Annotated in this window: 11 protein-coding genes; 8 read left to right on the top strand and 3 right to left on the bottom strand. The window is 69.1% G+C overall.

All coding sequences use genetic code 11. The annotated features are described in order from the left end of the window. Positions 1 to 173: 173 nt before the first annotated feature. Positions 174 to 1,025 (top strand): cobalamin B12-binding domain-containing protein, encoded by an 852-nt coding sequence (locus FBR43_RS09295; RefSeq protein WP_136942881.1) that lies wholly within the window; start codon positions 174 to 176, stop codon positions 1,023 to 1,025. A 34-nt stretch (positions 1,026 to 1,059) separates the two neighbouring features. Then, entirely contained in the window at positions 1,060 to 2,481 is a 1,422-nt protein-coding gene (gene ppsR / locus FBR43_RS09290; protein WP_136942880.1) for a transcriptional regulator PpsR, read from the top strand. 9 nt (positions 2,482 to 2,490) lie between these two features. On the opposite strand, the gene FBR43_RS09285 is transcribed toward ppsR, so the two are convergent. Genes FBR43_RS09285 through FBR43_RS09275 form a run of 3 tightly spaced genes read right to left on the bottom strand, consistent with a single transcriptional unit; the run spans position 2,491 to position 4,276 of the window. Beyond that, on the bottom strand, positions 2,491 to 3,288 hold the full coding sequence (locus FBR43_RS09285; RefSeq protein WP_136942879.1) for a hydrolase 1, exosortase A system-associated: 798 nt from the start codon (positions 3,286 to 3,288) through the stop codon (positions 2,491 to 2,493). After that, positions 3,276 to 4,001: an alpha/beta hydrolase family protein gene (locus FBR43_RS09280; RefSeq protein WP_249276522.1), complete on the bottom strand. Its 726-nt coding sequence runs from the start codon at positions 3,999 to 4,001 to the stop codon at positions 3,276 to 3,278. Before FBR43_RS09280 ends, FBR43_RS09285 begins: the two co-directional genes overlap by 13 nt. A gap of 2 nt (positions 4,002 to 4,003) precedes the next feature. Continuing rightward, entirely contained in the window at positions 4,004 to 4,276 is a 273-nt protein-coding gene (locus tag FBR43_RS09275) for an acyl carrier protein (protein WP_136944123.1), read from the bottom strand. Between the two features lie 112 nt (positions 4,277 to 4,388). Between FBR43_RS09275 and FBR43_RS09270 the strand changes: the two genes are divergently transcribed. The 6 genes from FBR43_RS09270 to FBR43_RS09245 all read left to right on the top strand — a co-directional run bounded on the left by FBR43_RS09270 (position 4,389) and on the right by FBR43_RS09245 (position 11,940). After that, entirely contained in the window at positions 4,389 to 5,888 is a 1,500-nt protein-coding gene (locus tag FBR43_RS09270; RefSeq protein WP_136942878.1) for an AMP-binding protein, read from the top strand. Beyond that, entirely contained in the window at positions 5,885 to 7,117 is a 1,233-nt protein-coding gene (locus FBR43_RS09265) for a pyridoxal-dependent decarboxylase, exosortase A system-associated (protein WP_136942877.1), read from the top strand. The genes FBR43_RS09270 and FBR43_RS09265 overlap by 4 nt, the downstream gene beginning before the upstream one ends. Positions 7,118 to 7,209: 92 nt before the next feature. Next, positions 7,210 to 7,854: an XrtA/PEP-CTERM system exopolysaccharide export protein gene (locus FBR43_RS09260; RefSeq protein WP_136942876.1), complete on the top strand. Its 645-nt coding sequence runs from the start codon at positions 7,210 to 7,212 to the stop codon at positions 7,852 to 7,854. Continuing rightward, complete coding sequence (locus FBR43_RS09255; RefSeq protein ID WP_136942875.1) at positions 7,854 to 9,395, top strand: XrtA system polysaccharide chain length determinant; 1,542 nt, start codon at positions 7,854 to 7,856, stop codon at positions 9,393 to 9,395. Before FBR43_RS09260 ends, FBR43_RS09255 begins: the two co-directional genes overlap by 1 nt. Positions 9,396 to 9,403: 8 nt before the next feature. Further along, positions 9,404 to 10,315 (top strand): AAA family ATPase, encoded by a 912-nt coding sequence (locus tag FBR43_RS09250; protein WP_136942874.1) that lies wholly within the window; start codon positions 9,404 to 9,406, stop codon positions 10,313 to 10,315. Beyond that, positions 10,312 to 11,940, top strand: coding sequence for a hypothetical protein (locus FBR43_RS09245; RefSeq protein WP_136942873.1), 1,629 nt, complete (start codon positions 10,312 to 10,314; stop codon positions 11,938 to 11,940). Before FBR43_RS09250 ends, FBR43_RS09245 begins: the two co-directional genes overlap by 4 nt. Positions 11,941 to 11,944: the final 4 nt, after the last annotated feature.

Raw genomic sequence — 11,944 nt, 5'->3', positions numbered from 1 at the left:
AAGTGTCAAACCAAACTGACGTCCAGTAAATAAGACAGTTTGTTGCGCTGCCGCATCGTTATGGGGTTGCGGGTGGCATGTTCGAGGCATAGCCTCCGGCGTGACGAGGGTCGCGACCGAGAGCGACTCCGCCGTGTATGATTTGCTCGATCCGGCCGTAGGAGTGCCCGGGCATGGCGACGAACTATTCCACGCGACCGACGGTCGACCGGCATGATCCGGTACGTCGCCAGCCGGCTGCGCGTGCCGCCGTGTCGTTGTCGGCGATCATCACAGGCGAGGTGATACCGAGGTTGATGGGCACCGGCGCGCTGCAGCGCATCCGGCCGCGCCGCCAATTGTCCGTCGATGCGCATATGGTCGAGATGTTCGCCGGTCTCGCGCTGGCGGTCGAGGGCGACGAGCTCGTCGCGCAGGTCGAGCGGCTCGCCGACGACGGCGTCTGCGTCGAGACGCTGCTCGTCGACCTGCTGGCGCCCACCGCGCGTCGGCTGGGGGAATATTGGGTCGAGGATCGCTGCGATTTCGTCGACGTGACGATGGGGCTGTGGCGGCTGCAACAGGCGGTGCACGCGCTTTCCGGTCGGGGCGCGCCGCCGGTCGCGCCGCGCGCCGGCATTGCGCCGCGCGCGCTGTTTTCGCCGATGCCCGGCGATCAGCATGGCTTCGGGACGGTCATCGTCGAGGAGATGTTCGCGCGTGCCGGCTGGGACACGCTGCGCATCGCGCCCGAAAATCCGGCCGCAATCAACGAGGTGCTAGCCGGCGGGTGGTTCGACGTTGCCGGATTGACCGCGACCTGCACCTGCCATATCGCGTCGCTGCCGTCGCTGATTGCCGGCATGCGTGCGGCTTCGCGCAACCCTTCGTTGAAGGTGATGCTCGGCGGGCACGCCTTGCAGGGCGACCAGATGCTGGCGGCGCGGCTGGGGGCCGACGGCACCGCGGGCGATGCGCGCGCCGCGGTGGCGGCGGCCGATCGGCTGCTGGCGATATCGGCAAGCCAGGTGGCTTGTCCCGACTGACTATTTTGGTTTCCAGGAGCGTTGCGGCACGTCGATGACCAGACACCCCGCACCCGGTGGCCCAAGCGGCTTTTCCACCCCCGAGCGCTCTCCAGGACCGCTCGATGCGGGGGCTGCCGCACGCGTGCTGGCGGCGGCGGGCGACGTGACGCTGATCCTCGACGCGGCGGGCGTCATCCTCGACGTGTCGGTCAGCGATCGCGAGCTGGCAAGGCTCGGTTTCGGCGGCTGGAAAGGCCGCCCCTGGGCGCAGACCGTCACGGCCGAAAGCCAGCCCAAGATCGCCGAGATGATGGCCGAGGCGGGCGAGCCGGCGCGCTGGCGGCAGGTCAATCACATGACGGCGGGCGGCGACGTCCCGATCCGCTATCTCGCGCTTGCGCTTGGCGATGACGGGCGGCGCATCGCAATCGGCCGCGACATGCGCGGCGCCGCCGTGGCGCAGCAGCGGCTCCTCCAGACGCAGCAGCTGCTCGAGCGCGACTATATCCGCCTGCGACAGGTCGAGGCGCGCTACCGCATGGTGTTCGACATGGCGCACGAGGCGGTGCTGATCGTCGACACGGCAAACCGCCGCGTGCGCGAAGCCAATGCGGCCGCGCATCGTTTGTTCGGCGTGCGTGCGGGATCGCTGGTCGATCAGGCGATGACGGGGCTGGTCGCCGCCAGCGATCGCGAGCCCTTGCTCGCCTATCTGGGCGCCGCCGAAGCCGCAGCCACGCCGACAAGCGCGACCTTTGCCTTGCGCAAGGGGCTTGGCGAAGCGCAGCTGACCGCCACGCCCTTTCGCCAAGGTCGCTCTGCCGCGCTGCTGCTGCGGATCGACGCGGGAGCAGGGCAGGACCGCCGACCGGACCCGGTCGGCGAGGTAGTCGAGCGGATGCCCGATGCCTTCGTGCTTGCCGATGCCGAGCTGCGCGTGCTGACCGCGAACCAGGCGTTCGTCGAGCTCGCCGAAGTTCCCGCCGCCGACCGGCTGACGGGGCGTATGCTCGATCGCTGGCTGGGCAGGCCGGGCATCGATCTCGACCTGATCGGCGCGCAGCTGCGCGAACATGGCAGCGTGCGCAACGTCGCCTCGATCGTGCGCGGATCGAACGGCGCGACCGAAGAAGTCGAGCTTTCGGGCGTTGCGGTGCCGGGCGCGGATGGGGTCTCGCATTACGGCTTCAGCATCCGTGTCGTCGCGCGGCGGCTGGGCGAGGTCGCCGAACCGGGGCGCGAGGCACCGCGCTCGGTCGAGCAGCTCACCGAACTCGTCGGGCGCATGCCGCTGAAGGACATCGTGCGCGAAAGCACCGACCTTATCGAGCGGCTGTGCATCGAGGCGGCACTCGATTTCACGTCGGACAATCGCGCCTCGGCGGCCGAAATCCTGGGCCTCAGCCGACAGAGCCTCTATTCGAAGCTCCACCGCCACGGACTGGGCAGCCTGACCAGCGATACCGCTGAATAACGGCACGCGTCAGCCGAGCGCGGCGGACAGCCTCTCGAGCAGCCATGCACGATCTTGGGCGCGGTGGAAGCTGTGGCTGTCGGTCTCGCATTCGTACAGCGTTGCCCGCTCGCGCGTGGGCGCGAAGGCGTCGCCGGCCCAGGCTTCGGCAAAGGCGATGGCGGTATTGTCGCGTCGCGCCATCAACACCGTGATCGGACACGTGGCGGCAGCGATGCCCGATGCGACGCGCGCGGCAAGACCCTGCGGTGCGGCGGGCGGCGGCGCGGCGGCCTTGCGCAGCCCGCGCGCGAGCTTGCCCAGATCGACGCCGCCGCGCAGCAGCCGCCACCAGGCGCGCGGATCGCGCAGCCGCTCGGCATAGCGCGCGCGGATCGCCGCGGCGGGGGGCAGCGCATCGTCGGCGGCAGCTTCGATCACCCAGGGATTGGCCAACACCAGCCCGTCGAGCCCCGCCGGCGCATGCAGGGCGAGCGCGCTCGCGGCATCGCAATTGCCGAACGCGATCACGCGTTGGAGCTGCGGCATCTTGGCGCGGAACGCTGTCAGCGCCGCCGCGATATCGTCGGCGCTCGATTCGAAGCCGCGGTCATGCCCGGTAGAATCGCCGATGCCGCGCCGGTCGAAGCGCATGACCGGATGCCCCGCCGCCGCGATCGCCTGCGCCATCAGCGCCATGCCGCGATGCGCGCCGATGCGGATCTCGCTGCCGCCCGAGACGATCAGCAGGCCCGTCGTGCCTCCGGCCTCGTCCAGGGTGCCGGCCAGCGTCTCGCCGGCGCAATCGAACGCGATCAGCCGCCGCATGTCTTCACCCAGGCCGCCAGATCGGCAGCGAGTTCGCGCGCGAGCGCGGGGTTGTTCTCGGGCTCGGCGCGACGCCACAGCGGGCGGGCGGCGATCTTGTGATCGGCAGCGGCGGCCTCGGTAAGCAGGCGCACGGTGCGCAGCGGTGCCGCGGCGGTAGGCACCGCGCCCTTGAGCTCGTCGATCAGCTCGGGCGCGAGCAGATTGCCCGCCAGCTCGACCGGTGGACCACCGGGTGCGATCGCGGCGGGATCGAAGGGTTCGCCCGCCTCGCGCGCCGATGCCTGACGCGCGCGCATCAGATCGCGGACCAGCGCCGCGCCGGCGACGGGGGCGAAGTGCCAGCGTCCCGCGCAATTGGCGCGCGTGTCGACGAGTGCGCCGCCGCGCAGCGAAGCGATGTGCACGCGCCCGCCGCCGCGCGTCACCTGTTCCTCGGCGGCGGCGAAGGCGGCGCGCCAGTCTTCGAGCCGCGCGGCTTCGGTCGGCACCAGGCTTTCGCCGGTGCCGGGCAGATCGGGCAGCGCGGCGCCGATGCCATGCTCGGCGAGCGCGCGCAGCATCGTGACAATCAGCGCGCGGGTGCGGTTGGCTTCCTCGAAGAGCGGCATCGCCAGCAGCACGACCGCGCCGGTCGTGAGGCCAAAGCGGAGCATCGCCTCACGCCCGCCGGACCATTGATAGTGTTCGATCGAGAAGGCCCGATCGCTCACGCTCACGTCAGCGCCTTGTCCTGCGCGAAGCGAACGAGCGCGCCGAAGCTCTCGAGCGTCTCACCATCGACATCGTCATCGTCGATGGTGATGCCAAGCCGATCCTCGATCTCGGTCAGCACGCCGGCCACCGCCATCGAATCAAGCTCGGGCAACGCGCCGAACAGCGGCGTATCGTCGTCGAATGCGGCGACGCGCTCGTCGGAAATCCCCAGCACGTCGCGCAGTACCGCGCGCACCGTCGCCTCGACCTCGGCATGTCCTTCGGGCAGCAAGATTTCCCCCAGCGTCACGATTTGCTTAAGAGCTGCGCGTTAGAGCGCTTGAGCCATGCTGCCAAGCCCGCACCCCCTGCGGGCGAGGTTGTCGCGTTCGAAAAAGGTGCCGATGCTGCCGCTTGATCCCACGCCCCGCCCGATCGACCATGTGGCGCTGACCGGCGCTCGCGACGCGCCGGCACTCGCGACGCGCGAGGGAGTGCTCGACTATGCTGCGCTCGAGGCCGAGGTCGCAGCATTGGCGGGCTGGCTCGCCGGTTTCGGGTTCGAGCCCGGCGCGCGCGTCGCGAGCTGGCTGCCCAAGACGCGCGAGGCGTGCCTGATGCCGCTCGCGGCCCCGCGAGCGGGGCTGGTGTACGTGCCGGTGAACCCGGTGCTCAAGCGCGCGCAGGTCGCGCATATTCTCGCCGACAGCGGCGCTTCGCTGCTGCTGACGCAACCGGGCCGTGCCGCCACGCTCGCGGCCGGTGATCTGGCGGCGGCGACATTGGCGGACGAAGCCGGCCGCGGCGATCCGCTCCCGCCATCGTTGGCCGATCCGCATTCGCTCGCCGCGATCCTCTATACCTCCGGCTCGACCGGGCGCCCCAAGGGCGTGATGCTCAGCCACGCCAATCTGTGGCTGGGCGCGGTCAGCGTCGCGCATTATCTGCGCCTTACGCCTGACGATCGAGTGCTTGGGGTGCTGCCGCTCAGCTTCGACTATGGGCAGAACCAGCTCTTCTCGACCTGGGCGGCGGGCGGCTGCGTCCATCCGCTCGACTATCTCACCGCGCGCGACGTGGTGCGCGCGGTCGAGCGTGAGGGCATCACCTCGCTCGCCGGCGTTCCGCCCTTGTGGGTGCAACTGCTCGAAGCGAACTGGCCCGATGCTGCGGCCATGTCGCTGCGGCGCCTGACCAATTCGGGCGGCGCGCTCACGCCCAAGCTGGTGCGCGAACTGCGCGCGCGCTTTCCGCAGGCGCGGCTCTATCCGATGTACGGGCTGACCGAGGCGTTCCGCTCGACCTATCTCGATCCCGAGCTCGTCGATGCCCATCCCGATTCGATGGGGCGCGCCATCCCCTTTGCCGAGATCATGGTCGTGCGCGCCGACGGCACGCCTGCCGCCCCCGGCGAGGCGGGCGAGCTGGTCCATGCCGGACCGCTCGTCGCGCAGGGATATTGGCAGGATGCCGAGCGCACCGCGCTGCGCTTCAAGTCCGCGCCGGCGTTTTCCACCTATGGCGGCACCGCGGTCTGGTCGGGCGACAGCGTGACCGAGGACGAATCCGGCCTGCTTCGCTTCGTCGGCCGCGACGACGAGATGATAAAGTCGTCGGGCAACCGCATCAGCCCTACCGAAGTCGAGGAAGCGGTGCTCGCGGGGGGCGAGGTGGCCGAGGCGGTGGCGCTGGGCGTCGCCGATGCTCGGCTCGGGCAGGCGATCACCGTCGTCGCGCGCGCCAATGGCGACAGCGAGGCTGCCGAGGTGGCGCTGCGCCAGCGGCTGCGACGCGATCTGCCAAGCTTCATGCAGCCCGCCACCTATGTCTGGCGCGACGCACTGCCGCGCAACGCCAATGGCAAGCTCGATCGCGCGGCGCTCAAGAAGGAGATCGCGGCATGAAGCCGATGGGGCCGATTCCGCCATATTTCGCAGGCCAGGACGTGCTGACGATCGCGGGGCACGATGCCGAGCACTGGATCGCGCAGGCCGGCGACACGCCGTTGTTCGTCTACGATCTCGGCATCGTCGCCGAACGGATCGCGCGGCTGCGCGCGGCGATGCCGGATCGGCTGGCGATCCATTATGCCATCAAGGCCAATCCGCACCCCGAGATGCTCGCCGGCATCGCCCCGCTGGTCGACGGGCTCGACGTCGCGTCGGGCGGCGAGCTCGAAAAGGCGCTGGCGGTGAAGGAAGCCGCGCTCGTCAGCTTCGCCGGTCCCGGCAAGCGCGACGACGAGCTCGAACTGGCGATCGCGCGCGGCGCGACGCTTAATCTCGAATCCGAAGGCGAGGCCGAGCGCGCCCTCGCGATCGGCGAACGGCTGGGCGTGCGGCCGCGCCTCGCGATCCGCGTCAATCCCGATTTCGATCTCAAGGGATCGGGCATGAAGATGGGCGGGCGCGCCTCGCCCTTCGGCATCGATGCCGCGCGCGTGCCGGCGCTCGTGCGCCGGCTGCTGGCAACGGGCGTCGACTGGCGTGGCTTCCACATCTATGCCGGCTCGCAGGCGCTGTCGGCCGCCGCGATCATCGAGACGCAGGCGGCGACCGTCGCGCTCGCTGCGCGGCTGGCGGACGCAGCGGGCGCGCGCGCGCCGCACGTCAATCTGGGCGGCGGCTTCGGCATTCCCTATTTCGCCGGCGATGCGCCGGTCGATATCGCGGCGGTGGGCGCCGCGCTTGCCGAAACGCTCGACCGCGACGGCGACACCGACACCGACTATGCGATCGAGCTCGGCCGCTGGCTGGTGGGCGAATGCGGCGTGTATCTGACGCGCGTGATCGACGTGAAGCAAAGCCAGGGCGAGACCTTCGCCGTGGTTGATGGCGGGCTGCATCACCAGCTCGCCGCCAGCGGCAATTTCGGCACGGTGGTTCGCCGCAACTATCCCCTAGCGCTCGTCGATCGCATGAACGAGGCGCCGGGCGACCCGGTATCGGTCGTGGGCAGCCTGTGCACGCCGCTCGATCGCCTTGGGGACAAGGTGGTGCTGCCGCTTCCGCGCGTTGGCGATGTCGTCGCGATCTTTCTGGCGGGCGCCTATGGCCTCACTGCCAGTCCGGGGCTGTTCCTTGGCCATCCAGCGGCGCGCGAGCTGATCGTCGGCGTGGCTGCTGAACGCTAATTTAACCTCTCACCCCCTAAGCAGAGCTGTTCCTGCGTGAGTTTCCCGCACCTTAGGTGCGGCGAGGCGCGCGACACGAAAGGCCTTGGGTGATGCGTTTGCACGGATTGGGGAAGCTGCTGGTAGCGCCGCTGATCGCAGCGGTGGGATTGAGCGGCTGCGCAGGTAGCGGCAACCGACCCGAACTGCCGCCGGCGCAATTCGTCGCCGAGCGTGAAGGGCCGGGCGAGGAATATATCATCGGCCCGCTCGATTCGCTCCAGATCTTCGTGTGGCGCAATCCCGAGCTGTCGGCGAAGGTGCAGGTGCGCCCCGACGGCCGCATCACCACGCCGCTGATCGCTGACATGCCCGCAGTGGGCAAGACGCCGTCGATGCTCGCCGACGACATGAAGATCGCGCTCAAGGAATATATCAACCAGCCGATCGTCTCGGTGATCGTCGATAACTTCTCGGGCACGTTCAGCCAGCAGATCCGCGTGGTGGGCGCGACCGAGAAACCGGCGTCGCTGCCCTATCGCGCCAACATGACGCTGCTCGACGCGATGATCGCGGTGGGCGGATTGTCGGAGTTCGCATCGGGCAACCGCGCGCGGCTGATCCGGTTCGACAAGGATTCGGGCAAACAGACCGAATATGCGCTGCGGATCAACAGTCTTCTGCGCGAAGGCGACACCTCCGCCAACGTCCGCCTCTCGCCGGGTGATGTCATCATCATCCCCCAGAGCATGTTCTGATGGACGGCCTGTACGACGAATTCCGCGCGGCGCTGCATGCCGTATGGATACGGCGCTGGCTAGCGCTGGGCGTGGCCTGGGCGCTGTGCCTGCTCGGCTGGCTGGTCGTTTCGATGATTCCCAACCAGTATGTCTCGACCGCACGCGTGTTCGTGCAGCTGCGCTCGATCCTGCCCGCGCAGGACGGTTCGATCGCGCAGGTCGAGCAGCAGAAGGATATCGAGCGCGTCCGCCAGACGCTCACCTCGGCGGTCAACATGCGCAAGGTCGTGCTGGGCACGAGCATCGCCGACGGCGTGTCGAGCGAGCGCGACGTGACCGATCGCATCGCCGGCTTGCAGAAGGCGATCAAGCTGACGCCGCAGCAGGACCCCAATCTGTTCGAGATTTCGGCGACGATCGCCAATGCCGGCATGTCCGACGCCGAGAACGCCAAGCTCGCGCGCGACGTGGTGCAGAAGCTTATCGACATCTTCGTCGAGGACAATCTGCAATCGAACCGCGACGAGACGAGCACGTCGCTGCGCTTCCTTGACCAGCAGATCGAGCAGCGCCAGCGCGCGTTGCAGGAAGCCGAGGCCAAAAAGGCCGATTTCGCCGCGCGCTATCTGGGCAGCCTGCCGGGCACCGGCACCATCGCCGATCGCCTGGGGCAGGCGCGCCAGCAGCTCGGCCAGGTCGATGCTGATCTCGCCGCCGCGCAGTCGAGCCTGTCGGCAGTCAACGGTCAGATGGCGGGTACGCCCGCGACGACGCCGGGCACCGGCGGCGCGGTATCGGGGCCGACGCGTGCGCGCCTTGCCACCATCCAGGGCCAGCTTGCCGAAGCGCGCGGTCGCGGCTGGACCGACAGCCATCCCGACGTGATCGCACTCAACAACCAGCTGCGCGCCGCGCAGGCGGCCGCCGCCAACGAGCCGATGTACGGTGGCGATGCGGGCGCGACCAATCCGCTGTATCTCAGCCTGCGCTCGATGCAGGCCGATCGCGCCGCACAGGTGGCAGCGCTCAGCCAGCGCAAGGCGCAGCTCGAAGGCGATCTCGACCGGCTCAACCAGGCGATGGCTGCCGATCCGGCCGCCGCTGCCGACATGGCTGCGATCGACCGCGACTATCTCGTCCTCAAGGACCAGTATGACAAGCTGCTCGCCAGCCGCGAGCAGGTGCGCATCCGCAGCTCGGTGCAGTCCGAGACCGATGCGGTGCGCTTCAGCGTGATCGACCCGCCGACGGCGCCGCGCGTGCCGACGGCACCCAACCGGCCGCTCCTGTTGGCGGGCGTGCTGATCCTCGGGCTCGGAGGCGGCGTGGGCGCGGCGTTCGGCCTGTCGAAGCTCCAGACCAGCTACCCGACGGTCCAGCGGCTTGAAAAGGCCAGCGGCATGCCCGTGCTGGGTGCCATCGGCGAAGTGGTGACCGAGGCGCAGCAGGCGCTGCGCAAGAAGCAGCTGCGGATGTTCGCGGGCGGCGCCGGCGGGCTGGCGGCGGTGTTCGTCGTGCTGCTCGGCGTCGAATTCGTCCAGCGCGGCATGGTGGCGTGAGGAACAGCATGAACGCGCATACCCCCAATCGCCTCAAGGGCTCGCTGCTCGAACGTGCCACCGGCATGTACGATTACGCGCCGCCGCCGCCGGTGATCGCGCCGCGCCATGATCCGGTGCCGCCGCCGCTCGCCGAAACCGAGGGATGGGACGGCGCGGATGCGGTGTCGGCCCCGCCGCCGGTCGACCGGCGCGTCGCGATCATCGAGCCTTCGCGCCTCGCCGATGCGGGCCTGCTAGTGCCTGGCGCCGCGGTGACGCCGCTGGCCGAGGAATTCCGGCTGGTGAAGCGCCAGCTTCTGGTCGGCGCGGCCAAGCTCGGCGACGAACCGCGCGCACGCGCCATGCTCGTCTGTTCGGCCAAGCCCGGTGACGGCAAGACCTTCTGCGCGGCCAATCTCGGCCTGTCGATGGCTGCCGAGAAGGATGTCGAGATCCTCCTCGTCGATGCCGATGTCGCCAAGCCCGATCTGCTCAACCGGCTGGGCGTGGCCGATGGTCCCGGCCTGCTCGATGCGGTCGCCGATCCGACGCGCAACGTCGAGGAACTGATCGTCGAAACCGATGTGCCGCAGTTACTGCTGTTGCCTGCCGGAACGCGCGGACATGCCGATACCGAACTGCTCTCGAGCGAACGCGCCCGCGTGGTGATCGCCAGCCTGATGCGCGCCGACAAGCGCCGCATCGTCATCTTCGATTCGCCGCCGGCGCTGGCGGCGTCGCCCGCGGTCGTGCTCGCCAGCCTCGTCGGCCAGGTGATGCTGGTGGTCCGCGCCGATCGTACCAGCGAGGCCGATGTGCGCGATGCCGTGAGCCGGCTTTCGCCCTGCGACAACATTCAGCTCTTGCTCAACGGCGTGACGCTGCGGCCCGACGGAACACGGTTCGGCGACTATTATGGCTATGGAGACCCGGCGTGAAGTTCGCATATCTGCTTGGCGGCACCGCGGCTCTCGCCGCCGCGCAGCCCGCGTTCGCGCAGCAGCAGCAGCAGGGCGGGGGGCAGCGCCAGAGCGTGGTCTCGCCCTATATTCAGGTCGGCCAGATCCTGACCGCCGATCTCCAGACCAGCGACGTGCTGACCTTCACCAGTGTGGCGGCAGGTGTCGACGTGGCGGTGCAGACGCAGCGCGTCGAGTTCCAGCTCAACTATCAGTATGAGCACCGCTTCTCGTGGGACGACCAGATCGGCGACGACGACGTGCATTCGGGCCTCGCGCGCGGCGCGTTCCAGATCGCGCCGGGGCTTACGATCGAGGGCGGCGCGCTCGCCACGCGTGCGCGCTCCGATTTCCGCGGCGCAGCGCCCGGCAATCTGGTGGGCGACATCAGCAACATCAGCCAGCTCTATTCGCTTTACGCCGGTCCGAGCTATTCGGGGCGGATCGACGATTTCGCGGTCAACGCGCTCTACCGCGTCGGCTATACCAAGGTGGAAACGCCCGACAACGGCGTGGGCCTGCTGCCGGGCGAACCGCGGCTCGACTATTACGACGATGCGCTCAGCCATCTGGCCACCGCGAGCATCGGCACGTGGGCGGGCACCTATGCGCCGTTCGGCTTCACGCTGTCGGGCGCTTATGCGCGCGAGGATGCGGGCCAGCTCGACCAGCGCTACGAGGGCTGGTTCGCGCGCGGCGACATCGTCCAGCCGCTGTCGCCCACGCTGGCACTGGTCGGCGGCGTCGGCTGGGAGCAGATCGAGATCAGCCAGAAGGACGCGCTCGTTGGTGCCGACGGGTTCCCCGTGCTCGACGGCAATGGCCGGTTCGTCACCGATCCCGCCTCGCCGCAGCGCATCGCCTACGACATCGACGGCGTGTTCTACGACGCTGGAGTGCTCTGGCGCCCCAGCCCGCGCACCACGCTCGAGGCGCGGATCGGTGAGCGATATGGCACGTTCACGGGCATCGGCTCGCTCAGCTACCAGATCGATGCCGCATCAGGCATCCAGGTGGGCGTGTACGACAGCGTGACGAGCTTCGGGCGTCAGCTCAACTCGAGCCTGTCGTCGCTGCCGACGAGCTTCAACACCCCGTTCGATGCGTTCAGCGACCAGTATAACGGCTGCATCTTCGGCACCGAGGGCGGCGCGGTGGGCGGCTGCCTCTCGCCCGTGCTGCAATCGATCGCGACCGCCAATTTCCGCGCGCGCGGCGTCGATGCGGTCTATGCCGCGACCGTCGGACCAACGCGCTACGGGCTGGGCGCGGGCTATGCCCATCGCCGCTTCATCGCGCCCGACGACACGCTCGGCCTCGGCATCGACGGGTTGGCCGACCAGAGCTATTATCTCCAGACCTTCGCCGCGCATAACCTGTCGATCGACTCGGTGCTGACCGGCGACATCTATCTGAACTATTTCGACAGCGGGCTCGGCCTCGGCGGCGATATCTGGGGTGCGGGCGCCACGGCGGCGTATGTACGCCAGCTCGGCCGCGTCAACGCGATCGTTACTGCCGGCGTCTATACCTTCGACCAGGAAGGCGCGCCGCGCCCCGACGTGTCGGGACAGGCGCTGCTCGGCCTCGGCTACCGATTCTGAAGCG

Source organism: Sphingomonas baiyangensis (assembly GCF_005144715.1).
GTDB classification, from domain to species: domain Bacteria; phylum Pseudomonadota; class Alphaproteobacteria; order Sphingomonadales; family Sphingomonadaceae; genus Sphingomonas; species Sphingomonas baiyangensis.
Note: the sequence above shows the minus strand (reverse complement) of the source record. Positions and strands in the feature narration are given on the sequence as shown.